This window comes from Paraburkholderia sp. RAU2J, from assembly GCF_003634845.1.
Classification (GTDB): domain Bacteria; phylum Pseudomonadota; class Gammaproteobacteria; order Burkholderiales; family Burkholderiaceae; genus Paraburkholderia; species Paraburkholderia fynbosensis.
The window spans coordinates 2475952-2500282 of the sequence record NZ_RBXG01000001.1 but is presented as its reverse complement, the minus strand read 5'-3'; the positions used below and the strand labels follow the sequence as shown (position 1 = coordinate 2500282).

23 protein-coding genes and 2 pseudogenes are annotated in these 24331 nt (G+C 61.4%); 14 read left to right on the top strand and 11 right to left on the bottom strand.

Features of this window, described 5'->3' with window-relative positions; all coding sequences use genetic code 11:
• Positions 1 to 18: 18 nt before the first annotated feature.
• From kdpA to B0G69_RS11415, 6 genes are all read right to left on the bottom strand, one after another.
• Entirely contained in the window at positions 19 to 1824 is a 1806-nt protein-coding gene (gene kdpA / locus B0G69_RS11440) for a potassium-transporting ATPase subunit KdpA (protein WP_121317007.1), read from the bottom strand.
• Complete coding sequence (kdpF, locus tag B0G69_RS11435; protein WP_121317005.1) at positions 1821 to 1913, bottom strand: K(+)-transporting ATPase subunit F; 93 nt, start codon at positions 1911 to 1913, stop codon at positions 1821 to 1823. The genes kdpA and kdpF overlap by 4 nt, the downstream gene beginning before the upstream one ends.
• Entirely contained in the window at positions 1910 to 2023 is a 114-nt protein-coding gene (locus B0G69_RS11430) for a potassium ABC transporter ATPase (protein ID WP_121317003.1), read from the bottom strand. The genes kdpF and B0G69_RS11430 overlap by 4 nt, the downstream gene beginning before the upstream one ends.
• 182 nt (positions 2024 to 2205) lie before the next feature.
• On the bottom strand, positions 2206 to 3180 hold the full coding sequence (locus B0G69_RS11425) for a quinone oxidoreductase (protein WP_121317001.1): 975 nt from the start codon (positions 3178 to 3180) through the stop codon (positions 2206 to 2208).
• 74 nt (positions 3181 to 3254) lie between these two features.
• A complete protein-coding gene (locus B0G69_RS11420; protein WP_121316999.1) occupies positions 3255 to 3644 on the bottom strand; it encodes a methylglyoxal synthase in 390 nt (129 codons plus the stop codon).
• Between the two features lie 94 nt (positions 3645 to 3738).
• Positions 3739 to 4518 carry an SDR family oxidoreductase gene (locus tag B0G69_RS11415; RefSeq protein ID WP_121316997.1) on the bottom strand — a complete coding sequence of 260 codons (780 nt, stop codon included), beginning with the start codon at positions 4516 to 4518 and terminating at the stop codon, positions 3739 to 3741.
• A gap of 261 nt (positions 4519 to 4779) precedes the next feature.
• Here B0G69_RS11415 and upp point away from each other — a divergent pair, with 261 nt between their 5' ends.
• The gene (upp, locus tag B0G69_RS11410; protein ID WP_121316995.1) at positions 4780 to 5430 is read left to right on the top strand and encodes a uracil phosphoribosyltransferase; all 651 of its coding nucleotides are present in this window, start codon (positions 4780 to 4782) and stop codon (positions 5428 to 5430) included.
• 67 nt (positions 5431 to 5497) lie between these two features.
• Here the strand turns inward: upp and B0G69_RS11405 are convergent, their stop codons facing one another.
• On the bottom strand, positions 5498 to 5920 hold the full coding sequence (locus B0G69_RS11405; protein WP_121316994.1) for a type II toxin-antitoxin system HicB family antitoxin: 423 nt from the start codon (positions 5918 to 5920) through the stop codon (positions 5498 to 5500).
• A 784-nt stretch (positions 5921 to 6704) separates the two neighbouring features.
• On the opposite strand from B0G69_RS11405, the gene B0G69_RS11395 reads away from it, so the two are divergent.
• The 8 genes from B0G69_RS11395 (at position 6705) to rng (ending at position 14322) form a co-directional block, all read left to right on the top strand.
• Positions 6705 to 7433 carry a YebC/PmpR family DNA-binding transcriptional regulator gene (locus B0G69_RS11395; RefSeq protein WP_121316992.1) on the top strand — a complete coding sequence of 243 codons (729 nt, stop codon included), beginning with the start codon at positions 6705 to 6707 and terminating at the stop codon, positions 7431 to 7433.
• A gap of 296 nt (positions 7434 to 7729) precedes the next feature.
• On the top strand, positions 7730 to 9028 hold the full coding sequence (purD, locus tag B0G69_RS11385; RefSeq protein ID WP_121316988.1) for a phosphoribosylamine--glycine ligase: 1299 nt from the start codon (positions 7730 to 7732) through the stop codon (positions 9026 to 9028).
• A gap of 238 nt (positions 9029 to 9266) precedes the next feature.
• Positions 9267 to 10190: an oxygen-dependent coproporphyrinogen oxidase gene (gene hemF, locus B0G69_RS11380; RefSeq protein ID WP_121316987.1), complete on the top strand. Its 924-nt coding sequence runs from the start codon at positions 9267 to 9269 to the stop codon at positions 10188 to 10190.
• Positions 10191 to 10243: 53 nt separating this feature from the next.
• Positions 10244 to 10960, top strand: coding sequence for a nicotinate-nucleotide adenylyltransferase (locus B0G69_RS11375; protein WP_241991360.1), 717 nt, complete (start codon positions 10244 to 10246; stop codon positions 10958 to 10960).
• Between the two features lie 4 nt (positions 10961 to 10964).
• Positions 10965 to 11423, top strand: coding sequence for a ribosome silencing factor (gene rsfS / locus B0G69_RS11370; RefSeq protein WP_121316985.1), 459 nt, complete (start codon positions 10965 to 10967; stop codon positions 11421 to 11423).
• Between the two features lie 66 nt (positions 11424 to 11489).
• Entirely contained in the window at positions 11490 to 11960 is a 471-nt protein-coding gene (rlmH, locus tag B0G69_RS11365; RefSeq protein ID WP_121316983.1) for a 23S rRNA (pseudouridine(1915)-N(3))-methyltransferase RlmH, read from the top strand.
• 253 nt (positions 11961 to 12213) lie between these two features.
• Complete coding sequence (locus tag B0G69_RS11360; RefSeq protein WP_121316981.1) at positions 12214 to 12843, top strand: Maf family protein; 630 nt, start codon at positions 12214 to 12216, stop codon at positions 12841 to 12843.
• A gap of 9 nt (positions 12844 to 12852) precedes the next feature.
• Positions 12853 to 14322: a ribonuclease G gene (rng, locus tag B0G69_RS11355; RefSeq protein WP_121316979.1), complete on the top strand. Its 1470-nt coding sequence runs from the start codon at positions 12853 to 12855 to the stop codon at positions 14320 to 14322.
• Between the two features lie 190 nt (positions 14323 to 14512).
• Here the strand turns inward: rng and B0G69_RS42935 are convergent, their stop codons facing one another.
• Together B0G69_RS42935 and B0G69_RS11345 are read right to left on the bottom strand one after the other, a co-directional pair.
• Positions 14513 to 14998, bottom strand: coding sequence for a nuclease-related domain-containing protein (locus B0G69_RS42935; protein WP_121316977.1), 486 nt, complete (start codon positions 14996 to 14998; stop codon positions 14513 to 14515).
• Entirely contained in the window at positions 14995 to 15846 is an 852-nt protein-coding gene (locus B0G69_RS11345; protein ID WP_121316975.1) for a hypothetical protein, read from the bottom strand. The genes B0G69_RS42935 and B0G69_RS11345 overlap by 4 nt, the downstream gene beginning before the upstream one ends.
• A 264-nt stretch (positions 15847 to 16110) precedes the next feature.
• Between B0G69_RS11345 and B0G69_RS11340 the strand changes: the two genes are divergently transcribed.
• The 4 genes and pseudogenes from B0G69_RS11340 to B0G69_RS41750 form a co-directional block, all read left to right on the top strand.
• Positions 16111 to 17124, top strand: coding sequence for a hypothetical protein (locus tag B0G69_RS11340; protein WP_121316972.1), 1014 nt, complete (start codon positions 16111 to 16113; stop codon positions 17122 to 17124).
• 9 nt (positions 17125 to 17133) lie between these two features.
• Positions 17134 to 17550, top strand: a complete 417-nt coding sequence (locus B0G69_RS11335; RefSeq protein ID WP_121316971.1) for a DUF4279 domain-containing protein — start codon at positions 17134 to 17136, stop codon at positions 17548 to 17550.
• Between the two features lie 15 nt (positions 17551 to 17565).
• Entirely contained in the window at positions 17566 to 18489 is a 924-nt protein-coding gene (locus B0G69_RS11330) for a hypothetical protein (protein ID WP_121316969.1), read from the top strand.
• Positions 18490 to 18785: 296 nt separating this feature from the next.
• Positions 18786 to 18956: pseudogene (locus tag B0G69_RS41750) on the top strand (integrase); the annotation flags it as partial.
• Positions 18957 to 18998: 42 nt separating this feature from the next.
• Here B0G69_RS41750 and B0G69_RS42695 read toward each other — a convergent pair.
• Positions 18999 to 19256 (bottom strand): annotated as a pseudogene (locus B0G69_RS42695) (nuclease-related domain-containing protein); the annotation flags it as partial.
• A gap of 141 nt (positions 19257 to 19397) precedes the next feature.
• Between B0G69_RS42695 and B0G69_RS11315 the strand changes: the two are divergent.
• Positions 19398 to 19811: a DUF4279 domain-containing protein gene (locus tag B0G69_RS11315; RefSeq protein WP_121316967.1), complete on the top strand. Its 414-nt coding sequence runs from the start codon at positions 19398 to 19400 to the stop codon at positions 19809 to 19811.
• A gap of 711 nt (positions 19812 to 20522) precedes the next feature.
• Here the strand turns inward: B0G69_RS11315 and B0G69_RS11310 are convergent.
• Positions 20523 to 23273, bottom strand: coding sequence for a LuxR C-terminal-related transcriptional regulator (locus tag B0G69_RS11310; RefSeq protein WP_241991307.1), 2751 nt, complete (start codon positions 23271 to 23273; stop codon positions 20523 to 20525).
• Between the last annotated feature and the right edge of the window lie 1058 nt (positions 23274 to 24331).

The window sequence follows — 24331 nt, the reverse complement described above, 5'->3', positions numbered from 1 at the left end:
TCACGTCGATGGGCCGCCTCAATGCGCGCCCATCATCATCAGATGCTCGACACCCGGACCCAGCGCGAGCGCCGGCACATAAGTCAGCGCGCCGACCAGCAACACCGTGCCGAGCAGCAGCACGACGAACAGCGGGCCGTGCGTCGGCAGCGTGCCGCCGGTCACGCCGATGCGCTTCTTCGCGGCGAGCGAGCCGGCGATCGCAAGGACCGGAACGATCGTGCCGAAGCGGCCGAACCACATCGCGATCGCGGTGAGCCAGTTGTAGAACGGCGTGTTCACGGAAAGCCCGGCGAATGCGCTGCCGTTGTTGTTCGACGCCGAGCTGAACGCGTAGAGGATTTCGGAGAAGCCGTGCGCGCCGGGATTGAAAATGCCGGCCCTGCCCGCGCTGCTCAACACCGCGATCGACGTGCCCACCAGCACCAGCAGCGGCGTGAGCAGCACGACGATCGACACCATCTTCATCTCGTATGCCTCGATCTTCTTGCCGACGTATTCGGGCGTGCGACCGATCATGAGGCCCGCGACGAACACGGCCAGCATCGCGAACACGAGCATCCCGTACATGCCGGAGCCCACGCCGCCGAAGATCACTTCGCCAAGCTGCATCAGCAGCATCGGATAGAGGCCGCCGATCGGCGTCAGCGAGTCCTGCGTATTGGCGACCGCGCCGCACGACGCTGCCGTGGTCGCGACCGTGAAGATGCCCGACTGCGCGATGCCGAAGCGGGTTTCCTTGCCTTCCGCATTGCCGCCCGACTGCAACGCATTCGCCGACTGGTCGATATGCAACGCCGTGAGCGCCGGATTGCCGCCCTGCTCCGCGCCGATCTCGCCGAACACGCAGACGCCGAAGCCGATCGTCATCGCCGCGAGCACGGCCACGCCCTGCTTGCGGTCACCGATGACGCGGCCGAACACCAGCGCGAGCGCGGCGGGGATGAGCAGCATCGAGAAGATCTCCAGGAAGTTCGAGAACGGCGTCGGGTTTTCGAACGGATGCGCCGAGTTGCCGTTGAAAAAACCGCCACCGTTGGTGCCGAGCAACTTGATCGCTTCCTGCGACGCCACCGGGCCCATCGCGATGGTCTGAGTCTTCACCGGCGTATCGACCGTGACCGGGTTGCCCTTCGCGTCCTTTACCGGATTGCCTTGCGCATCGAGTTTCGGCGCGGCGTAGGTGGTGGTTTGCAGCGTCGGCACGTCCTGATAGGCCTTGAAGTTCTGGATCACGCCCTGGCTCATCAGCACCGCGGCGGCGATCATCGACATTGGCAGCAACACGTACAGCGTCACCCGCGTGATGTCGACCCAGAAGTTGCCGATGGTTTGCGCGGTGTGACGCGCGAAGCCGCGGATCAGCGCGATCACGACCACGATGCCGGTCGCTGCAGAGAGGAAGTTCTGCACGGTCAGCCCGAGCATCTGCGTCAGATAGCCGACGGTCTGTTCAGGTGAATAATCCTGCCAGTTCGTGTTGGACACGAAACTCACCGCCGTGTTGAACGCGCTGTCGACCGACATCGCGCCGAACTGCTGGGGGTTGCCCGGCAGCCAGCCTTGCGCGCGCAACAGCACGTAAAGGAAAGCCACGCCGAGCACGTTGAACGCGACCGTGGCGATCGCGTAATGTTTCCAGCCCATTTCCGTCGAAGGATCGACGCCCGCGATGCGATACAGCAAACGCTCGAGCGGACCGCCCCAGCGGAGCACGCGCGAGCTGCCGTCCATCACCGCGCCCAGATAACGGGCCATCGGCACCGCGGCGGCCAGCAGCACGACGATGAACAGGCCCGCCTGCAGGACATTGTTCGAGTTCATTCAATGTCCTCCGCGCGCAACAGCGCATAGACCAGATAAACAAACAGCAACGCGGTGGCCGCGCCGGACAACCAGAGGGTCCAGGTCATGACCGCGCTCCCTGGCCGCGACGGAACTGCATCAACTTCTCGCAGCCGCCGATCAACGCAAAGGTCAGCGCGGCAAACAGCACCAGCCCCCCGACATAGAACACATCCATTTTTGTTCTCCACTCACGGACTTTGGATAGATGCAACGGTATGCCGTGGCGCGTAAAGGACGGGTCAAAGGTAACGGTGCGCGTATAAAGATCGCGTAAACGGACAAGGCCGCTCCATCCCGTGATGGAGCGGCCTTGCTTGTTGGACCGTGTCGAGACGGCCGCGCCCTGCTAACCGGCGCTTACGGCAGCAGCACCGTCGAGCCCGTGGTGCGGCGTCCTTCGAGGTCCGCGTGCGCCTGACCGACGTCCGCCAGCGCGTAACGCTGGTTGATGCTCGTCTTGACCTTGCCCGACGCGAGCACGTCGAACAGTTCCGCCGACATCGCCTCGTAATCGGCACGCTTGGCGATATAGGTGAAGAGCGTCGGGCGCGTGAAGAACAGCGAGCCGCGTCCGGCGAATTCCGACGAATCGAGCGGCGGCAGGGGCCCCGATGCATTGCCGAAGCTCACGAACATGCCGAGCGGCGCCAGACAGTCGAGCGAGCCCGTAAACGTGTCCTTGCCGATCGAGTCGTACACCACCGGCACGCCCGCGCCGTTGGTGATCTCGCGCACGCGCTTCGTGAAATTCTCGCGCGTGTAGACGATCGCATGGTCGCAGCCATGCGCTTTCGCGATCTGCGCTTTTTCATCGGAGCCGACCGTCCCGATCACGGTCGCGCCGAGCGCCTTGGCCCACTGGCACGCGAGCAGACCCACGCCGCCCGCCGCGGCCTGAATGAGGATCGTGTCGCCGGCCTTCACGGGATACGTGCGGCGCAACAGATATTGCGCGGTCAGGCCTTGCAGCATCGCCGAGGCGGCCTGCTCGTCGCTCAGCGCGTCGGGCACCTTGACGACCTGCGAGGCCGGCAGCACGCGCTCCTGCGTATAGGCGCCGGGCGGGCGCGCCACGTAGGCGACGCGGTCGCCCGTTTTCAGGCCGCTCACGCCCGGGCCGACCGCGCTGACCTCGCCGGCGGCCTCCATGCCGAGGCCTCCCGGCAATGGCAGCGGATACAGGCCGGTGCGGAAATACACGTCGATATAGTTCAGCCCGACCGCCGTCTGCCGGATGCGAATCTCGCCGGCGCCGGGCTCGCCCACTTCGATGTCGACCCATTTCATCACTTCCGGGCCGCCGGTTTTGTCGAATCGGATTGCTTTGACCATCACGTCTCCTTGAGGGCAGGTGTTATTCAAACGTTGTTCGCGTGTCGTTCAGATCACCGCGCGTGCGTGCGCCGTCAGACCTGCTGCGTGAGACGCATGGTCAGCACGTCGAGCACCATGCGCGCGGTCGAGATGTTGGTCGCGCACGGAATGTTATGCACGTCGCACGCGCGCACCAGCGCGTTGATGTCCGGTTCGTGCGGCTGCGGCGTCATCGGATCGCGCAGGAAGATCACCATGTCGACCCGCCCTTCCGCCAGTTGCGCGCCGATCTGCAGGTCGCCGCCGTGCGGGCCCGACAGCATTCGCTCGACCGTCAGGCCGTGCGCGTCGGCGATGCGCCCGCCGGTCGTGCCGGTCGCGATGATGTCGCAGCGCCGCAGCGTATCGACGTATTCGCCGGCCAGTTTGACGATGTCGTCCTTCTTGTGATCGTGCGCGATCAGCGCAATGCGGGTGGTCATGACGTAAGACTCCTGAAACCGTTGTTGTGATTGTCGTCGTTGTGATGATGCTGGGTGGCAATGCCGGCGCCACTGCTGCGGCATTGCCACACGTTCAGAACGTGCCCGGATACGCGCCGCCGTCGATCAGCCAGTTCTGTCCGGTGATGTACCCGGCATGCACGCTGCACAGGAACGCGCACGCGCGGCCGAATTCGTCGCGGTTGCCGAAGCGGCCGGCGGGGATCGTCTTCATGCGCTGCTTACGCGCGTCGTCGACGGAAATGTTTTGCGCCTTGGCCTGTGCCTCGAACGTGACCGCGATGCGGTCGGTGTCGAACAGGCCCGGCAGCAGGTTGTTGATCGTCACGCCGGTCGGCGCGACCTTGCGCGCGAGCCCCGCGACAAAACCGGTGAGCCCCGAACGCGCGCCGTTCGACAGGCCCAGCACGTCGATCGGCGCTTTCACCGCCGAACTCGTGATGTTGACGATGCGGCCGTAGCCACGCGCGCTCATCGAGTCGATGGTCGCGCGGATCAGCTCGATCGGCGTGAGCATGTTGCTCTCCAGCGCGCGGATCCAGTCCTCGTGCGTGAAATCGCGGAAGTCGCCAGGCGGCGGGCCGCCCGCGTTGTTGACAAGGATGTCGGGCTGCGGACAGGCGGCCAGCGCGGCAGCCCGGCCGGCGGGCGTGGTGATGTCGCACGCCACCGTTTTCACTTCGACGCCGCTCTGCCTGCGAATCTCGGCCGCGGTCGCCTCCAGCGTTTCGGCGGTGCGCGCGACGATCGTCAGGTTGACGCCCTCGGCGGCCAGCGCTTGCGCGCAACCGCGTCCCAAACCCTTGCTGGCCGCGCAAACCAGCGCGGTGCGTCCTGCGATTCCCATGTCCATGGATGCGTCCTCGTGACGTTGTGCCGGCGCATCGGCGCGCCCGGCGTTGCAAAGTTCTCCCCGATTCTAGAAGAATCAGTGCTGGACTGGGCCGGGCGCTGCGCTTGCCGATCGCAATCTCCGGTATCTGCGAGCGGCACTCTTTCGGTAAACTTGCGCCGTGGCGCGTCCGCCGGCCAGCCGCATTGCGGCGGGCGGCGCGCCGAACCGATCTCCGATCGCCCCCGATTTGATCTCTCTTGCGCCGCTTGCGCCCCCGCCATGACCCAGGACAGCCGCTTTCCCAATCTTTTCATCCTCGATCACCCGCTGATCCAGCACAAGCTGTCCCATATGCGCGACCGGGACACCTCGACGCGCACGTTCCGCGAGCTGCTGCGCGAAATCACGCTGCTGATGGGCTACGAGATCACCCGCAACCTGCCGATGACCACGCGCCGCATCACCACGCCCCTCGTCGACATCGACGCGCCGGTGATCGCCGGCAAGAAGCTCGCGATCGTGCCGGTGCTGCGCGCGGGCATCGGCATGTCGGACGGCCTGCTGGAACTGGTGCCGTCGGCGCGGGTGGGCCACATCGGCGTGTACCGCGCAGACGATCACCGCCCGGTCGAATATCTGGTGCGCCTGCCGGACCTGGAGGACCGCGTGTTCATCCTGTGCGATCCGATGGTCGCGACAGGCAACTCCGCCGTGCACGCGGTCGACGTGCTCAAGCGCCGCAACGTGGCCGCCGAGAACATCATGTTTCTCGCGCTGGTGGCCGCGCCCGAAGGCGTGCAGGTGTTCCAGGACGCGCATCCGGACGTCAAGCTGTACGTCGCCTCGCTCGATTCGCACCTGAACGAGCACGCGTACATCGTGCCGGGTCTGGGCGACGCCGGCGACCGGCTGTTCGGCACGAAGAATTGAGGGTAGGTTGAAAAAAAGCGCTGGCGGCGCAGCGCACGCGACGAGCGGCATTCGTGTGGCTGCCGGGCTACGCGGGCACGAGGGATAACTCGAGCCGCTTGCCAAGCGCTGCCAGCGCGCACGCAATCGTGTCGATCTTGGTGGCATGGCCGAGATCGATCACTCGCTGAACATCTTGTGGCCGTGTGTGAAGGCGCCGCGCCAATTCGGAGGCTGTCACTTTTTGCGCGAGCATTTCGTTGAGCAGCAACACTTTCGCCGCGAGACTGGCGGGCAGTTCGATCAACTCTTCGCCGCGCCGTGGTTTGGACGGCAACGGAGCCTGACGCTTGTCTTCAAAGTAAAAGTCCATCGCCGTCGCCAATGCGTCGGCAGCCATGTCGCGCGCTTCTTCGAGCGTGCCGCCACAGGTCAACGCCTCCGGGATATCGCGAAAGGAAACAGTAAAGCCGGCCTCGTCTGCTTCAATGCGGGCGGGATAACGAAACATAGGTATTCTCCGTGGTCCCTTGACGGGAAAAGCCCAAGCGGTGAAGGCGCGGTGAAGCCCCGCTCGGGGCTTGCGTCTATTTGCATATCAGTTGCTTGAGAATTGCTCCACGAAGCGGCTCCGAAATCTCGTGAGCGGGATGCCTCGGCAGCGTGGTCTGCCGACCGTTCAGATATACCTTCAAAAGCTTGCTGCCTTGCTCAACAGTCGCCCTTGGTCAGCGAGCCAACGCCGGAACCCGCTTTGCTTCACCGGCCCTCCTGCGTCCAGGAACACACGCCAAATATAAACATAAATGTTTATATTCTCGATACCAGAGAAAGCATCCGATGACGCGAAGCGGACCCGGCACGCCAGAAAACGGCGCCTGTCGCCTACTTTTGCCTGCGCCACCCTCTGCCGCCCCTCTGCGGCGTGATAAAATTCGAATCCGCTCAAAGAACGGCTCAACCTGCGTCACCGTCTGCACCGCCGCTTCGCGCATCGCGCCTTTGACGCGGCACTCGCCAGGCTAGTGCCGGGTTTGCCGCACGCCAGCCGCCCCGCTTCATCCGCGCAGCCACCTCTGGTCCGCCAAGGCGGGCGCAAGAGCCGGCTGAAGACGGTTCGACACGGGCGGCCAGCTGGGAACGGTCGGCTGCAAGCGGCAAGTCCGGACAGGCAGCCGCCGGGCGGTCCCACACCAGACGCTTTGACATCGAGGCGCGCGCAACGCAAGCGCCCGACATCGCAACGACAATTGCACTATGCGTGCGCCCCGCTGGCGCGCGCGACGGAGAAAGGTATGGCGGGTCATTCGAAATGGGCCAACATCAAGCATAAAAAAGCAGCGGCCGATGCCAAGCGCGGCAAGGTCTGGACGCGGCTCATCAAGGAAATCCAGGTCGCGGCGCGCATGGGCGGCGGCGACATCGACTCGAACCCGCGTCTGCGGCTCGCCGTCGAAAAGGCGTACGACGCCAACATGCCGAAGGACAACGTCAACCGCGCGATCCAGCGCGGCGTGGGCGGCGTGGACGGTGCGAGCTACGAGGAAATCCGCTACGAAGGCTACGGCATCGGCGGCGCGGCGGTGATCGTCGACACGATGACCGACAACCGCACCCGCACGGTCGCGGAAGTGCGTCACGCGTTCTCGAAGAACGGCGGCAACATGGGTACGGACGGCTCGGTGTCGTTCATGTTCGATCATGTCGGCCAGTTCCTGTTCGCGCCCGGCACGCCGGAAGACAAGCTGATGGAAGCCGCGCTCGAAGCCGGCGCCGACGACGTCGTCACGAACGAAGACGGCAGTATCGAAGTGCTGTGCCCGCCGAACGATTTCCCGAAGGTGAAGACCGCGCTCGAAGCCGCAGGCTTCAAGGCCGAGTTGGCCGAGGTCACGATGAAGCCTCAGACGGAAGTCGAGTTCACGGGCGACGACGCCGTGAAGATGCAGAAGCTGCTCGACGCACTGGAAAATCTGGACGACGTGCAGGAAGTCTATACAAACGCCGCGATCGCCGACGAATGAGCGTGCTCCGGCAGCGCGCGGCGCGCGGGTTCGTCCTGATCGAACCCGAACCCGGCGCCGCGCTGCCGGCTGGCCCTCGCGTTGCCGCTTATTGCTGTTTTTTGCCGCTGAACGGGCGTTTTGAACACGGGTGCAGCGTTGCGCGCCCGCCAGGCCATCGTCACTCGGGCTCGTCCCGGCTTCGGTCCGCGGGCTTCCTGGCCGGCGCAGGCCGACCCGGCGCGAATCTCGCTCTTTATTGCACGGCTGAGCTTTCCGCTTCAGCCGTTTATGGTTTTTAAGTCTCGGGGATTCACATGAAGTTACTCGTCGTCGGTTCCGGCGGTCGCGAACATGCACTCGCATGGAAGCTCGCGCAATCGCCGCGGGTTCAGCTCGTCTACGTCGCGCCGGGCAACGGCGGCACCGCGCAGGACGAGCGTCTGCGCAACATCGACATCACCGAGCCAGCCGCGCTCGCCGATTTCGTCGAACGGGAACAGATCGCCTTTACGCTGGTCGGGCCGGAAGCGCCGCTCGCGGCCGGCATCGTCAACCTGTTCCGCTCGCGCGGTCTGAAGATTTTCGGGCCGACCAAAGAGGCCGCCCAGCTCGAAAGCTCGAAGGACTTCGCGAAGGCGTTCATGAAACGCCACGCGATCCCGACCGCCGAATACGAAACCTTCGCCGACGTCGCCGCCGCGCATGCGTATCTGGACGCCAAGGGCGCGCCGATCGTCATCAAGGCCGACGGCCTCGCCGCCGGCAAGGGCGTGGTGGTCGCGCAGACGCTGGAAGAAGCGCATGCCGCGGTCGACATGATGCTGTCGGACAACAAGCTCGGCGATGCCGGCGCGCGCGTCGTGATCGAGGAATTCCTCGCCGGCGAGGAAGCGAGCTTCATCGTGATGGTCGACGGCAAGCACGTGCTGCCGCTCGCGTCGAGCCAGGACCACAAGCGTCTGCTCGACGCCGACCAGGGTCCGAACACCGGCGGCATGGGCGCGTACTCGCCCGCACCGATCGTCACGCCGCAACTGCATGCCCGCGTGATGCGCGAAATCATCCTTCCGACCGTGCGCGGCATGGAGAAGGAAGGCATCCGCTACACCGGCTTCCTGTACGCCGGTCTGATGATCGACGCGCAAGGCAATCCGAAGACGCTCGAATTCAACTGCCGCATGGGCGACCCCGAAACGCAGCCGATCATGGCGCGTCTGAAGGGCGACTATTCGAAGGTGGTCGAGCAGGCGATCGCCGGCACGCTGGATACGGTCGAACTCGAATGGGACCGCCGCACCGCGCTGGGCGTCGTGATCGCCGCGCACAACTATCCGGACACGCCGCGCAAGGGCGACCGCATCAACGACATCCCCGCGGAAACCTCGGATTCGGTCACCTTCCACGCCGGCACCACGCTCGCCGACGGCAAGCTGACGACCTCGGGCGGCCGGGTGCTGTGCGTGGTCGGTCTGGCGGACTCGGTGCGCACCGCGCAATCGGTCGCATACGAGACGATCAACCAGATCTCGTTCGACGGCATGCAGTATCGCCGCGACATCGGCTACCGTGCGCTGAACCGCAAACACGACACGCGGACCGAGGGCAAGCAGTAAAAGCCACCACCCCACTCGCCCGCCGGCGGCGCCAACGGCGCTACACTGCGGGCGCGACCCAGCGGGTTTTGCGCGCCCACCGCAGCCGCTGGGCCGGGCGAGGCGAAAGGCCGCCGCCCGACGCGAAAAACACCGTACGCCGCGCCTTCGCAGGTTTTCTCCCTGACGCAGGCCCGGCCGTCGCCTTTCCCGAAGAACCCGCGGTACGACGAGCGTGCCGCCCCCAGCATCCGCATTCATGACTGATTCGAGCTACGACACACAGGCCGTGCGCAACTGGCTGCAAGGCCTGCAAACGCATATCGCTGACACGCTCGGCGAGTTTGACGGCACGCCGTTCGCCACCGACGCATGGCAGCGTGGCCCGGGCGAAAAGCTGCGCGGCGGCGGCTATACGCGGATTCTCGAAGGCGGCAAGTTCTTCGAACGGGCCGGCATTGGTTTCTCGGACGTCGCGGGCGACGCGTTGCCGGGTTCGGCAAGCGCGGCGCGTCCGCAACTGGCCGGGCGCGGCTTCGAAGCAATGGGTGTATCGCTCGTGCTGCACCCGCACAATCCGCACTGCCCGACCGTGCACATGAATGTGCGCCTGCTGATCGCAACCAAGGCCGGCGAAGAGCCGATCTTCTGGTTCGGCGGCGGCATGGACCTGACGCCGTACTATGGCTACGAGGAAGACGCGCAGCATTTCCATCGCACCTGCCGCGACGCGCTGCAGCCTTATGGCGCGGACCTTTACCCGAGTTTCAAGCGCTGGTGCGACGAGTATTTCTTCCTGAAGCATCGCAACGAAGCGCGCGGCATCGGCGGGATTTTCTTCGACGATTTTTCGGCGCCGGGCTTCGATCAATCGTTCGCGATGGTGAGGAGCGTCGGCGATGCGTTCCTCAAAGCCTACCTGCCGATCATCGAAAAGCGCCGCAACATTCCGTACGGTGAAGCGGAGCGTGAATTCCAGGCATACCGGCGCGGCCGCTATGTCGAGTTCAATCTGGTCTTCGACCGTGGCACACTGTTTGGACTGCAGAGCGGCGGACGCACGGAATCGATCCTGATGTCGATGCCGCCTGTGGTGAACTGGCGCTACAACTGGCATCCCGAACCGGGCACGCCGGAAGCGCGTCTTTACAGCGATTTTCTCGTACCGCGCGAGTGGGTGTGACGCGCATTGCGCGCACCACGCCCTTCCACGCGGCCACGACAAAGGATCTTCACCTGAAGCCGAACGCTCATCCCGTTGCCCTGCCTCGCCGGATCGGTCTGCTAGGCGGGACCTTCGATCCGATCCACGACGGCCACCTCGCGCTCGCGCGGCGTTTCGCCGAGGTGCTGCAACTGACCGAGCTGGTGCTGCTGCCGGCCGGCCAGCCGTGGCAGAAAGCGGACGTGTCACCGGCCGTGCACAGGCTCGCGATGACGCGCGCGGCCGCCGGCACGCTGGCGCTGCCGGGCGTGACGGTACGCGTCGCGACTGACGAAATCGATCACGACGGCCCGACCTATACGATCGACACGCTGCAACGCTGGCGTGAACGCGAAGGTGAGGACGCATCGATCGCGCTTCTGATCGGCGCGGATCAACTCGTGCATCTCGATACATGGCGCGACTGGCGGCGCCTGTTCGAGTTCGCGCATATTTGCGCGGCCACCCGGCCCGGTTTCGACCTCGCGTCGATTCCACCGGCGGTCGCTCAGGAAATCGACGCGCGCCGTGCCCGCGCCGACGTTCTGCAAGCCACGCCTTGCGGCCACTTGCTGATCGATACGACGCTTGCGTTCAACGTCTCAGCCACCGACATTCGCGCGCATCTGCACGAGCAGGTGAGCCAGCGGCTCGCCCTCGCGGGCGGCGAACAGCAAGACCAGGCCGCGAGCCATGTCCCCACCGCGGTGTGGGACTATATTCTTCAACATCATCTGTACCACCGGTAACCCTATGGATATTCGCAAACTACAACGCGTGATCGTCGACGCTCTCGAAGACGTCAAGGCGCAAGACATCAAGGTGTTCAACACCAGCCACCTGACCGCGCTGTTCGATCGCGTGGTCGTCGCGAGCGGCACCTCGAACCGGCAAACCAAGGCCCTCGCGTCGAGCGTGCGCGAAAGCGTGAAGGAAGCCGGTGGGGACATCGTCAGCACCGAGGGCGAGGACATCGGCGAATGGGTACTGGTGGATTGCGGCGACGCGATCGTCCACATCCTGCAACCGGCGCTGCGCCAGTACTACAACCTCGAGGAAATCTGGGGTGACAAGCCGGTGCGCATCAAGCTGTCCACGCCCGATCCGTTCGGCGGCGCGCGTTCGAGCGAGCCCGACGACGAGGACGAAGAAGACGAAGACACACCGGCCGTGAAGAAGCCCGCGCGCAAGAGCGCGGCTCGTCGCAAGTAAGCCGGCTTTGCTGGCTGGCAACTCGTAGACCTCGGTTCGCGATTTCCTTCGTTCATTGCCTCGCTGATGAAACTGCACATCCTCGCCGTCGGCCACAAGATGCCGGACTGGATCGCCACCGGCTTCGACGAATACGCCAAGCGCATGCCGCCCGAGCTGCGCATCGAACTGCGCGAGATCAAGCCCGAGCAGCGTTCGTCCGGACGGTCGGCGGAAAGCGTGATGGCCGCCGAGCGGCAGAAGATCGAAGCGGCGTTGCCGAAGAACGCCCGCATCGTCGCGCTCGACGAACGCGGCAAGGATTGGACCACGATGCAGTTGGCCAACGCCCTGCCGACCTGGCGGCAGGACGGCCGCGACGTGGCCTTTCTGATCGGCGGTGCCGACGGGCTCGATCCCGATCTGAAGGCGCGCGCCGATATGCTGTTGCGCGTGTCGAGCCTGACTTTGCCGCACGCGATGGTGCGCGTGCTGCTCGCCGAACAGCTTTACCGCGCGTGGACCATCACGCAAAATCATCCCTATCACCGCGTGTGAGCGGACGCGGTGGCCGAGCGGGCGCGCGGTTTTGGCGCGTTGCCGTTGAGGGCATGTTGCCGGGCCCGTTGCAGGTCTTCGTTGCCGTCCTGGTTATCCGCGTCGGTCGACGTGCATGGCCGATCGTTTGCGTCGACTCGTGCTCCAGAATGCGTGATCGATGCACCCGATCGACGCCCGCCCCGCGCGCCCGTCGCGCGATCATCTCCCGTTCCTCACACATTCCCAGCCATCCGCTTCATCGAGACCGTTCATGCCCACGCCCGCCGCCTCGCTGCATCCGCTCGTCTATCTCGCATCGCAAAGCCCACGCCGCCAGGAGTTGCTGCAACAGCTCGGCGTGCGTTTCGAACTGCTGCTGCCACGCCCCGATGAAGATGCCGAAGCGCTCGAAGCCGAGTTGCCCGGCGAATCCGCGCACGACTACGTGCAGCGCGTATGCATAGCCAAGGCACACGCCGCACGTGCGCGGCTGGTGGCCGGCGGCCATGCGGCGCGGCCGATTCTCGTGGCCGATACGACCGTCACGATCGACGACGCGATCCTCGGCAAACCCGTCGATACCGACGATGCCGTCGCGATGCTCACGCGTCTCGCGGGCCGCGCTCATGAAGTGCTGACCGCCGTTGCCGTGATCGACGCCGAGGGCGCGTTGCTGCCCGCCGCGCTATCGGTGTCGAAGGTGCGCTTTGCTGCAGTGCACGCAGACGCGATCCGTCGTTATGCGGCGAGCGGCGAGCCGCTCGGCAAAGCCGGCGCCTATGGCGTGCAGGGACGCGCCGCGGAGTTTATCGAACATATCGACGGGTCCTATTCAGGTATCATGGGTTTGCCGCTTTTTGAAACCGCTGCCCTCCTGCGTGCAGCGCGCATCGACTTCTAAAATAACACCATGAATGAAGAAATCCTGATCAATGTCACGCCGCAGGAAACGCGAGTCGCGCTCGTCCAGCAAGGCGCCGTCCAGGAACTTCACGTCGAACGAACGCTGTCGCGCGGACGTGTCGGCAATGTCTATCTCGGCAAGGTCGTCCGCGTGTTGCCGGGCATGCAATCCGCCTTCATCGACATCGGTCTCGAACGCGCCGCGTTTCTGCACGTAGCCGATATCTGGCACCCGCGCATTGCCGGCGAGCCGCAACATCAGGCGCCGCATCAGCCGATCGAAAAGATCGTGTTCGAAGGCCAGACGCTGATGGTGCAGGTCGTGAAGGACCCGATTGGCACCAAGGGCGCGCGGCTCTCCACGCAAGTGAGCATTGCCGGGCGCACGCTCGTGTATCTGCCGCAGGAGCCGCATATCGGCATCTCGCAGAAGATCGAGAGCGAGGCCGAGCGCGAAGCGGTGCGCGCGCGTCTGACCGCCGTGCTGCCCGCCGACGAGAAAGGCGGCTACATCGTGCGCACGATTGCCGAAGATGCGACTAGCGAAGAGCTTGCCGGCGACGTCGCGTATTTGCGCAAGACCTGGGCGACGATCATTTCGCAAGGTCAGCGCATGCCGCCGACCAGCCTGCTGTACCAGGATCTGAATCTCGCGCAACGCGTGCTGCGCGATTTCGTCAACGATGAAACCTCGCGCATTCAGGTCGACTCGCGCGAGACGCATCAGATGCTCGCCGATTTCGCGGCGGAGTTCACGCCGGCCGTATCGTCGAAACTGCATCACTACACCGGCGAGCGGCCGCTCTTCGATCTCTACAACATCGAAGCCGAGATTCAGCGCGCGTTGTCGCGCCGCGTCGATCTGAAGTCGGGCGGCTATCTCGTGATCGACCAGACCGAAGCGATGACCACCATCGACGTGAACACCGGCGGTTACGTCGGTGCGCGAAACTTCGACGATACGATCTTCAAGACCAACCTCGAGGCCGCGCACACGATCGCACGGCAATTGCGGCTGCGCAATCTGGGCGGCGTGATCATCATCGATTTCATCGATATGGAAAACATCGAGCATCGCGACCAGGTGCTCGGTGAGTTGAAGAAGGCTTTGTCGCGCGATCGGACGCGAGTGACGGTGAATGGCTTCTCGCAACTCGGGCTGGTGGAGATGACGAGAAAGCGCACGCGCGAGTCTTTGGCACACGTGCTGTGCGAGCCGTGCCCGGTTTGTCAGGGTAAGGGGCAAGTCAAGACGCCGCGAACGGTTTGCTATGACGTGCTGCGCGAGATTCTGCGCGAGTCGCGGCAGTTTAATCCGCGCGAGTTTCGTGTGGTGGCGTCGCAGCAGGTGATCGATCTGTTTCTTGAAGAAGAGTCGCAGCATCTCGCGATGCTGATTGATTTCATTGGCAAGCCGGTATCGTTGCAGGTGGAGTCGAATTTGAGTCAGGAACAGTACGACATTGTTTTGATGTAAGGTAATTGACGTTTGTTTACGTTCATCAAAACCCCCGAAAAGCCTTTGCTGTAGGTCGTTTCAGGGGAAATCGACTTAATCGCCGTTGATCGCCGCACAATGGAAGCGCGCCTCTGATGGACAGCTAGAAAGCGCATTGTTCCGGAGTAACGATCTTGGCCCGAATCCTAAGCAACCTTCTCACCGACATTCAGATCCGCAAGTGGGTGCGCGCAGGCGTGGCCGTGGCGAAGTCGGACGGTGGCGGATTGACCTTTGCTCTTTCGACCGCCGGCGCCGCAACATGGGTGCTGCGCTTCAACCACGGCGGCCGGCGGCAAGAGGTGGCGTCCAGCAATCTGCCGTCGCCGGCGAGGATCGCCTGCGCACACAGCCACGCCTGATCGTATGAGTCTTGGATAGCGGCAGCGAAGTCCTTACGCAACTGGCCGTCGTTGCCGCGGCGTGCCTCCAAGGTCAGCCTCTTCGATTTTGCTTGAACGATGATCAGCCGATCGCCGAAAACCACGAGCACGTCGATTTCGCCGATGGTCGTCCCTTTGCTTTGGGCCAGATGCACATTGCTGTGTACGCGTTCCATTCCGAACACGCTCGCTAGGCGCCGAGCGGCGAACGCCTCCGTCAATGCGCCTCGGTGTTGCGCGGCGGTTGCCTGATAGGCCTTGTCGGCCATCATTCAATAAAACGGAGACTCATACAGGGACCGCAGATGCTGTAGTGCTGAAACAGAAGCACCCTGTCGCCGCCAGCAGCCAGTAGCGGCGTCGCGTTCAGCGCGTTGAAATCCCCCAGCGACTGGAACTGGGTGTTGTTGCCGCGTAATGGAAACGCTTCGAGGAACGCTCGTACTTGCTCAATAGGCAGGCCGGATCGGAGCGCGATCTCGTCCGGCGACTGCTCGAAGGCTGAGAGCCAGCTCAACGGCGAGACCCCTGATTTCTTCATCGCGTTGAAGGCCTGGGTCACCTTTTCGTCAACTAGCGCACACATCGTACGGGCGATCGTCTGCGCTTGAATGACGGAGAACCCCTTGATTTCGACTAGCCAAGGATTGTCGGCGCTGTATTTCTCCGAGACTAGTTCCCGATACTGGAAACTGTAGGCCGACTCGCCACCGTAAAAAATGGGTTCTCGCAGAGCTTCACCACGCCGGATGTCGACGTCCCGCTGTCCGGCCTTGCCGGCATCCATCATTGCTTCCCGAATCGGAAATCCCACGGCCTCGTGCAGTTCCTCCATGAGGCGGTCGGTACGATCGACGGATCCCTGCAAGATGCTCGCAGTAGGTTGCGAAAACTCGATTGGCCCCCGCACGAGCAGCCCAAGGATCGTGGTGATTTCCGTGCGAATGAGACGCTCCCGGCCGAAAAGTCTCTCCAGGTCCGAGGCTTTCATCGCGTTCGCATAGGTCACCAGGTTATCGCGATAGCAGATTTGTGCGATTGCGTGAACGTAGCCTGGCGCGCGCGTGAGAGCAGCCAGATCAACAAATACCTCCGCTTCGCTGCGAGGAGTTTTCTTCATCCGCTCAATTCTCCAAGAACATCGACGGCAAGCAACTACTTTACGGTGTCATGCCCTGCGAGGTCCATGGTCGATTTACGGCGACGGACAGGGTAAAGGGCAATACGCCGGTTCCCGGCTGGGCAGCGCGATTCCTTGATATGGAGAACCAGATAACGCGCATCGCTGCGCTGACAACCCACCTATGGCATGACGGCCATATCCCAAAAACATAGCGCGGCAATCATCTGCTAGGTTTACGCCGTCACAAACAGAGATCTCCATATGTCTTGGAACACGCTTGAAATTCCGCTGGAGTGCGGCTGGCAATGCACACTGCATCCCGCCAGCCAGTATCACAGCATGGAGCGGGAACGGCGCAGTCGCCTGTCCTGGGATCGAGACAGCCGCCGCTCGCGAGGCGGGTCGTCGTCGTTCATGAGCGATGACAGGCGCGACGAAGAAGAGGACGCGCGCAGGCAGCTTGAACAGGACCAGCGGGATTTCAACCGGTATTTCCGGCCACGCCTTGACCTACGGACGATTACGGGCGGTCAGGCTCTACGCGCAATCCAGACCTATGCGCGCGATGCGCTGAACCTCGCGCACTGGAACCTGCCGACCGACAATGCCGGCATCGAGCGCGTGCTCAGGCAGGCCGTCGCGGACGAGCGCCTGGTGCCGGTGGTCCACCGCGATCGGCACTCCGGGCTGGCCCGTGTGTGCAGCCCCAGCCCGGCACCGCTGCGCTGGCCGGCGTCAGGGGGTGGAGGTGAACCCTACTGGAGTCGCTCACCCAATCTGTTCCCTCCCGGCACCACCTCATTCAACGGCGAGCCGGTCCTGTCCGGCCCGTACGATCCCGCTACCATCGAGGTGAGACGGATAGCCGCGCGCGCCGCGATGTCCAGCAGCAGTAGCGGCCGAGGCTTCGACCTGCTCGGCGTGGTCGAGTCGGTGGCCGGAGCCGCGCTTGGTGACAGCGACAGCACAGACGACGAGGCTGAGGTCGCAGGCGCGGAAACGACCAGCGACACATCTACACCACTCGGCGATGTGCAGCCGTTCGAGTACACGCCGGATGCGGTAAGCGGTGACGTGGAGGAGCTGGCCGGTACGACCAACGAGAAATACGCCCGGAAAATGTTCGGCTACGACAGTTCCACCTTCCGCGAAATGATCCACAGATTCAAAAAGACCAACGGTATCGGGCCGAATGATGACCTTGAGTTTGAAGAAAACGGAGACGTGTATTTCAACGGGGACTACCTTGACAACTTTCATGGCTACGACAACTGAGGGGCGGGAATGACGGACAGACTTGTTGCATCGGCGAGCTTCACGATAACGGGCGATCATGTCTTGCCAGAATGGTGGACGGGGTATTTCGGCGTGTCGCCAGACGTGGCAGTGACCAAAGGGGAGCCGCTTCACGATCCGACAGGGCAGGGCCGCACGTTGATGCGGCGGACGGGTGTATGGGGAATTGATAGCGAAAAGGCAGTGCGCAGTGATAGCCTGGAGCCGCACCTACGCTACCTAATTCAACGCTTGGCATTGCCACGGGGCGACTTGAAAGCACACATTGAAAGCGCGGGAGCGAAAGTGCGCTTTTTCTGCTATTGGGTCAACGAATCAGGTGACCGTGTGCCCGACGTGCCTGACGACATTCGCGCGATGATGGAAGCCGTGGGCGGCACCATTGAGATTGACGAATACCGCTAGAACTCTGATTCATCAATGGCACATATGAACCTGCTTTCGCTCGAATCCTTCGAAACCTGGGCCCCTCCCCTTATCACGACTTTGGAGCGTAACCATAATGTCCTTCTAGACTGGGAAACCGATGGTCATCAATATCCGGCGCCGGCCTTCGATAGAGCAATAACCGAGGTAGGCGAAACGCTAAAAAGCTACTCAATTCGGGGCTGGCACTGTACCCGTCTGACTGACGCGGAAGTTGCAGCGATTCTCTCGAATGGTGCGCACCTGCCAAACGCCGAAACCCTCAATCAGAGGGTAGATATGATTGTTGCGGCCGGGTTGCTTTCGGCAGAGATAGCCGAGCGCCTGAAGGCGAAAAACCAAGCGGGCGATAGTAATCGAGCCGGCAAACTATGGTTCTGCTTTTATGCTCCGAAACTTGCCGGTGAAGGTGGAATCGGCCGCTTTTTCCGTCATTGGGGCGGTGAGGCTCTGTACAACTATCATGAGGACAACTGTGTCACGTCGCCGCCCCTGCGCGTAATCGGGACCCCGCGCGTCGTCGTTGCGGAAATTCCTATCGCGTTTCTGTCAAGCACGTTTGGGCTTGCCACCCATGTGACACGACGCTTCCTGACTGAGCGCGGGCATGATGTCGAACAGGCGGAACGACAAGAGGGTTATGTTGTCCGGCCTCTGCCGTCGAGCGCGATTCGCGAGGTCGTCACGCTTCACAGCTCCGAGTTCAGCAGGCTGACTGGCTGCGACGACTGGAGAGAGCCACCCTTGTCGCGCGCCCGCCGCACTAGGCGAAGATATTTTCAGTGGCCCCACTCCCACTTTCTTTTTTGGTGGGTTGGTCGGTGCTACCACCGACAAAGCCACCAAACCCTTACGGACCGGGCAATTTTGGTGGGATACCGCCTCCGTTCCCGTCGCCGAGATGGCGATCCCCGGTGACTACCGAATAACAAAAGCGCTCTTCCTATGGGTAGCTAGATGGGTAGCTAGCATGATAAATCGCAAACATTTCGCCACTAGTTTTATGATAAATAACGATATTTTCGAATGCACAGGAGCAGTACGATATTGTTTTGATGTAAGGTAATTGACGTTTATTTACGTTCATCACCCCCCGGAAAGCCTTTGCTGTAGGTCGTTTCAGGGGAAATCGACTTAATCGCCGTTGATCGCCGCACAATGGAAGCGCGCCTCTGATGGGTAGCTAGAAAGCGCATTGTTCCGGAGTAGCGATCTTGGCCCGAATCCTAAGCAACCTTCTCACCGACATTCAGATCCGCAAGTGGGTGCGCGCAGGCGTGGCCGTGGCGAAGTCGGACGGTGGCGGATTGACCTTTACTCTTTCGACCGCCGGCGCCGCAACATGGGTGCTGCGCTTCAACCACGGCGGCCGGCGGCAAGAGGTGGCGCCCAGCAATTCTGCCGTCGCCGGCGAGGATCGCCTGCGCACACAGCCACGCCTGATCGTATGAGTCTTGGATAGCGGCAGCGAAGTCCTTACGCAACCGGCCGTCGTTGCCGCGGCGTGCCTCCAAGGTCAGCCTCTTCGATTTTGCTTGAACAATGATCAGCCGATCGCCGAAAACCACGAGCACGTCGATTTCGCCGATGGTCGTCCCTTTGCTTTGGGCCAGATGCACATTGCTGTGTACGCGTTCCATTCCGAACACGCTCGCCAGGCGCCGAGCGGCGAACGCCTCCGTCAATGCGCCTCGGTGTTGCGCGGCGGTTGCCTGATAGGCCTTGTCGGAACGTTATCTTTCATGATGACGGGAGCGTCGAATTCAATGGTCAGATGCTAGACGACAATATCCACGACTATGCCCCATAACCAGAAGCCAACCGATATGCCCCACGCACTTGCTCACGCGACGTTCATCATTTCCGGCGATTCCGTCAACCCGGAGTTTTGGACATCCTATTTCGGCGTGCAACCCAATCGCTCTATCACGAAGGGACAGCCTTACCAGCTCCCATCGGGCAAGCTGAGCCCGCATCCCGGCAAATTCGGCCTTTGGGCCGTTGAGAGTAAAGTCGCGGTACGCAGCGATTGCCTCGGCCCGCATTTGCAATACATCAAGAACTATCTTGTCTTGCCCCGCGCCGATTTGCACGACTTGGTGCGCGAGCAAGGGGGCAAGATGGCCGTGTGGTGCTACTGGATGAACGAGACCGGCGACCGCGTGCCGGATGTGCCTGACGACATTCGCGCGACGATGGAAGCCATGGGCGGCACCATTGAGATTGACGAATACCGATAGAATTCTGATTCATCAATGACACATATGAACCTGCTTTTCGCTCGAATCCTTTCCACACTTATAGTTGCTTTGGGTCACTGATACCCGGTCACGGGTGAGCCGGAATACCAACACACTGAGCAGCACAAACGGACAGCCGGCACAGACCGACAAGAGAAAGCCGACCCGCGATGGTCGGCTTTTTTATTTGCTTTGAGCTACTGAGCATAGCCGGCCTATCTCGTCAACAACTTCCCTTCTCGATCCGCCAGGTCTACGCCGCCATAAGCTACGGGACCTATCTGTGAGCAGTTCTGAACGTAAAACAGACGCGTCGCAGTGGGAGATAATGTACAGCAAGGATGGATACGAAGGCGGCCGCATCTTCTCACCTCCGAACCGATGCAAGCGGCTGCAGAAGGCAAGAAGTTTTCCGAACGCGCGTACGCCGATGTATCAGCCTGGGATGCCGCGCTCGTCCAGCGCGTCCGCTCGTTTTCGGGGCGAAACTTCATTGGCACCAGCGATTGGGGAAGGATGGCGCCGACCTTGAGGGCATACAGACATTGCAGACCTTGCAGTCCACGGTTCGCGGCAAGAGTGTCGTGTTAATCGCCGAGCAATCCCCCATTGAGTGCGATAAAGATAGGGCGGAGAACCCTACACCCCTCGGCGATGCGCTCCTCGCCTGAGCCCACCTGATCAGCAGGAGATCGTTTTTCGGGGGCAAGGTCACCGCTCTAACTGGTCGCACGGTGTTCCCCCACCCTGAGATCCAAGAACGCTCTGCACAGCTTCGATCCGTGAGCCTACATTGAGCTTTTCAAAAATGTTCTTCAAATGCCACTTGACTGTCTCGGGCGCTAGTTTCAGTGATCGACCGATTTCCTTGTTCGAAAGACCGCGCGCTACGTAGCGGACTATTTCAAATTCTCTTGCACTGAGAACATCCGGCGACGTCGTCACCAGCTGAACTGGTTCCTGAGACGCAGGTGGCACATTGTCGAGTTCATCGAAAGCTGCCAGCAATCGATCGATATATGCCATTTGTGAAGTAGAGATATTCCCTGAGGATCGGCGAAACCGCTGCAGCAACGTGCGCATCGGCGGCCCTTCATCTACGAAGCTATTAACCATGCCAATCGCTTCTCCAACCCGCAATGCGTGGTCGAGTGCAGCAAGCGCATCGCCGGAAGCGTTACATTGCTCGAACGCGCGGGCTAGGAGCAAGGAAACGATAGCCTCCGAATAGCGCCAACCCATAGCACCCAGCTTATCAAGCAGAAGCGTAAGAAAAATAACGGCCTTGTCAGCAAGATCCTCCGCAATGAGAACCCTCGCCCGCACGAGGCAGTAGCTTGTCCAGGTTTCCAAAGCGGCCCCCGTGCGCCCTTCCCACATCTTTGGCAAGCTCAGGCTTAGTTCTCTGGCGATCTGGCTGGCCCGCGCAACGTTGCCCTCGTCCAGAAGCAACTTCACAATTTCAGCATCGCACGCCACCCTGAGTCGTGGCCATCGTCGGGTGATGGCGACTTGCCGACTGCCTTCGAGAACCGTCAATGCGCAATCTGTCTCTCCGCTGCGGCACATCAGCCGTGACACAGAAAGCGTATGTTGCACCAGCGCACCTAGCGGCGCCGCATCCAATGCGAGGGTCGCGCGACCCGCGACTATCTTCCTTGCTTGCGGAAGTTCGTTGCACTCATAGTAAATCGATGCCAGGCAACCGGCCAGCCAGGTTGCGCCGGCCGATGACGCGCCCAGAACATTTTCGGCACGCTCAAACGTCTCCTCGAAAATCTGCCGTGCTTCAGACAACTCGCCATGTAAAAGGGCAGCAAGACCGTACATAGCGCCTCGAAACATATCCGAGTAGGTCGATCCTTGACAATATTCCACCCGGTCCTCGGCGGCATTCCATATGCGACGTATTTGGCCAAACTCTCCCCTATACATCAAACCAAAGAATTGCGCGGCTTGTACGTAACACTTTACCCATGGTGCCGACGGTGTCGTTGAGGTCTCTACGGCATGCACGAGTTCAAGCACATGCTCGCTATCGTCACTATTGCTGGCAATTAGCGCGCTGATTGCGCTAATCTCCGCACCTGCAACTTCTGCGTTCATGTCGCCTTGACCGCGAAGCCCACGATTAAATTCCTCAACAAGAGCATCAATTTCCCTCGTGGCGCGTGTCGTTTGAAGCGACAATGCGAGCGCCCACGCTTTCGCGAGGCGCAAACGTAATCGTCGCTGGAGAACATCCGGTGGAAGTTTCCCAATCCAGCCGAGCAGTGTGTACGGATCACCGCGCTCCAACATCTCCATTGCACAATGCTCAGCCCACTGCGCCGCCTGCTCGAATTCGCCCGCAGCCAAAGCGTGTGTGACTGCCTGGGGCCAGAGACGTGCACCAGCAAACCATTGGCACGCGCGTTGATGCAGCACGGAAACCTTTTGCGGCATCAGATGAACAAGACGCCGTCGAAGTGCATCGGACAGCAGCACGTGACAGCGATACCAATCCCGCGTCTGATCCAGCGGCTGGATAAAGACGCTATGCCGTTCGAGCCATTCAAGCTTTTGCCCGCTTCCGCCCTCGCCGCCCATGATGGCATCGCATACGGGAGCAGTGAGCCGATCAAGAATCGACGTGTATAGCAAAAACTTAAGCATCACCGGCGGCAAATGCGCGAGCACCGTATCGTTCAGGTAGTGGTCGATTCCAGAACAGGTTCCTGCAAGGTTATTGGCGATCTTGGCTGCATCACCCATCTGACCTGCCGCAAGAGAAACCAATTGCAAGCCGATCACCCACCCTTCAGTCGCCTGATTCAAAAGTTCAATGCTACTTTGGTCAAGCGGCACCATGCCTGCCTGAGCGAAAAACTCCCTTGCATCGTGCACCGAGAATCGGAGATCGTCGACACCGATACGCATTAGCTTCTCGGGTGTTCTGAGTTGACCAAGTGTCAAGCCTGGCTCACCGCGCGCGCCCAGTAACACATGCATGTTTTCGGGTGCATAACGCAACAGCCGGGAAACAGTGGCAAGAACAGACTCCGTGTTCAGGCGGTCGACGTCATCCAGCACGAGGAAAACGCTCCGGCCGTACGCAGCAATCCCGTTCAGAAGTACTGAGATGACTGTCCTGATAGGCGTGCCCGCATCGTTATCCAGGAGCTGTTGCGCCTGCTGGGCGATGCTATCGGACGTTCTGGAAAATGCAGCTACCAGATATGCGCCGAACTGCTGAGGATCGTCGTCTTCTTCGTCAAGACTCAGCCATGCAACAGGATGCTTTTTTTTCAACGCCACTTCTCGCCACTCAGCAAGCAATGTTGTCTTGCCGAAACCCGCTGGTGCGGTCACGACGGTCACGCTGCGAGATGGTCTCTCATCAAGCTGACTGAGCAACGCAACACGTCGCACATAGCCTGACGGAATGCGTGGCGGGATCATTTTAGTCTGGATCAACGACATGTTCCATTCGCGACCAGTACCGTCTGAACATGCGCCCATGAAATATCCCTCTCCTTTCCCATCGACTGGCCGTGGGAAACTTCCATTGTTTCCCACGGTACTTTTTATGCGAGTGCTAAGCCCGTACGCGGCGGCCTTGTATTTTTACAATAAAGCACGAGCGAAGTAACAATCCGTCGATTTTTGGGATACGTTTATCGAGATAACAATCGACGAAAGCGCTACTACTCAAGCCACTCACTATCGTAGTCGATTAGCATGCCGAAATCTCCTTCAATCACACCCCCCAACTCCCTCGCGGTTGCCATGACGCGACATCTCACACGAAGAGGCTCGTCCTGATCGTTGCGTCGCGACCGGCTCCGCTCACGGACGAGCGCCAATGCGACAGATTCTGGTGAGGAGTCCGCAGAGCAAAATCCAGCTTCCCGACCCGTCAAGAAAAGCAGCTCTTCCGGACGACACCGGATCTCGCACCGTATTCGCACTTTCAGAGTGAGGTCGGCAAGGAATAGCTTCTAGCGGTTGATGTTTCCAGCAGTGCCGAGAGTTCCTTCAGGGCATCGTCCCGCAGGCGTAGGTCGTTTTTTGTGGCAGCAAGGACCGCACGAACGAAGGTCCACATATACAAAAGCCGCAAGCTTTACGACGCGCCTTTGCCCCAACACCGAGCGGTAGCATCAATCGTGTGCGCATGCGCCGACGGCCAATCTGATGTCGCTTGCGACGCATCAGTCGCGCCGACACCCGCGCTCAGAGAGACGGAGATTCCGATGATCAGTTCGTTGATTCCGCGCATCAGCGACGCGTCCGCTCCGCTTACTAGATGCGTCCGGTAACACCCGCCCGATCGCGCGACGCCAACAATTCGTACCTGCTGAGGGACAGGCAATGCATGCATACGATCGACCATTACGCTGCGCACAGCAAGTTCCGCTTTGTTGAGCATGCCACCAAGAACTTTTATACAACTTGATCTGATTCAGGCGCACATCGAACGCATTCGACCGCCGCGCTCGCCATTTTCGCCTGGAGTGCAGGCGAGTGCGTCCGTCGGT

What these genes read in the sequence shown, in the direction of transcription:
- B0G69_RS11405 (WP_121316994.1), bottom strand. Translation starts at nt 5,920, where the DNA reads ATGTTTCGTTATCCCGCCCGCATTGAAGCAGACGAGGCCGGCTTTACT.
- upp (WP_121316995.1), top strand. Translation starts at nt 4,780, where the DNA reads ATGACCCAGGACAGCCGCTTTCCCAATCTTTTCATCCTCGATCACCCG.
- B0G69_RS11415 (WP_121316997.1), bottom strand. Translation starts at nt 4,518, where the DNA reads ATGGACATGGGAATCGCAGGACGCACCGCGCTGGTTTGCGCGGCCAGC.
- B0G69_RS11310 (WP_241991307.1), bottom strand. Translation starts at nt 23,273, where the DNA reads ATGTCGTTGATCCAGACTAAAATGATCCCGCCACGCATTCCGTCAGGC.
- B0G69_RS11420 (WP_121316999.1), bottom strand. Translation starts at nt 3,644, where the DNA reads ATGACCACCCGCATTGCGCTGATCGCGCACGATCACAAGAAGGACGAC.
- B0G69_RS11335 (WP_121316971.1), top strand. Translation starts at nt 17,134, where the DNA reads ATGACGGACAGACTTGTTGCATCGGCGAGCTTCACGATAACGGGCGAT.
- B0G69_RS42935 (WP_121316977.1), bottom strand. Translation starts at nt 14,998, where the DNA reads ATGATGGCCGACAAGGCCTATCAGGCAACCGCCGCGCAACACCGAGGC.
- B0G69_RS11345 (WP_121316975.1), bottom strand. Translation starts at nt 15,846, where the DNA reads ATGAAGAAAACTCCTCGCAGCGAAGCGGAGGTATTTGTTGATCTGGCT.
- B0G69_RS11425 (WP_121317001.1), bottom strand. Translation starts at nt 3,180, where the DNA reads ATGGTCAAAGCAATCCGATTCGACAAAACCGGCGGCCCGGAAGTGATG.
- kdpF (WP_121317005.1), bottom strand. Translation starts at nt 1,913, where the DNA reads ATGACCTGGACCCTCTGGTTGTCCGGCGCGGCCACCGCGTTGCTGTTT.
- B0G69_RS11340 (WP_121316972.1), top strand. Translation starts at nt 16,111, where the DNA reads ATGTCTTGGAACACGCTTGAAATTCCGCTGGAGTGCGGCTGGCAATGC.
- B0G69_RS11315 (WP_121316967.1), top strand. Translation starts at nt 19,398, where the DNA reads ATGCCCCACGCACTTGCTCACGCGACGTTCATCATTTCCGGCGATTCC.
- rng (WP_121316979.1), top strand. Translation starts at nt 12,853, where the DNA reads ATGAATGAAGAAATCCTGATCAATGTCACGCCGCAGGAAACGCGAGTC.
- kdpA (WP_121317007.1), bottom strand. Translation starts at nt 1,824, where the DNA reads ATGAACTCGAACAATGTCCTGCAGGCGGGCCTGTTCATCGTCGTGCTG.
- B0G69_RS11330 (WP_121316969.1), top strand. Translation starts at nt 17,566, where the DNA reads ATGGCACATATGAACCTGCTTTCGCTCGAATCCTTCGAAACCTGGGCC.
- B0G69_RS11395 (WP_121316992.1), top strand. Translation starts at nt 6,705, where the DNA reads ATGGCGGGTCATTCGAAATGGGCCAACATCAAGCATAAAAAAGCAGCG.
- rsfS (WP_121316985.1), top strand. Translation starts at nt 10,965, where the DNA reads ATGGATATTCGCAAACTACAACGCGTGATCGTCGACGCTCTCGAAGAC.
- hemF (WP_121316987.1), top strand. Translation starts at nt 9,267, where the DNA reads ATGACTGATTCGAGCTACGACACACAGGCCGTGCGCAACTGGCTGCAA.
- B0G69_RS11360 (WP_121316981.1), top strand. Translation starts at nt 12,214, where the DNA reads ATGCCCACGCCCGCCGCCTCGCTGCATCCGCTCGTCTATCTCGCATCG.
- purD (WP_121316988.1), top strand. Translation starts at nt 7,730, where the DNA reads ATGAAGTTACTCGTCGTCGGTTCCGGCGGTCGCGAACATGCACTCGCA.
- rlmH (WP_121316983.1), top strand. Translation starts at nt 11,490, where the DNA reads ATGAAACTGCACATCCTCGCCGTCGGCCACAAGATGCCGGACTGGATC.
- B0G69_RS11430 (WP_121317003.1), bottom strand. Translation starts at nt 2,023, where the DNA reads ATGGATGTGTTCTATGTCGGGGGGCTGGTGCTGTTTGCCGCGCTGACC.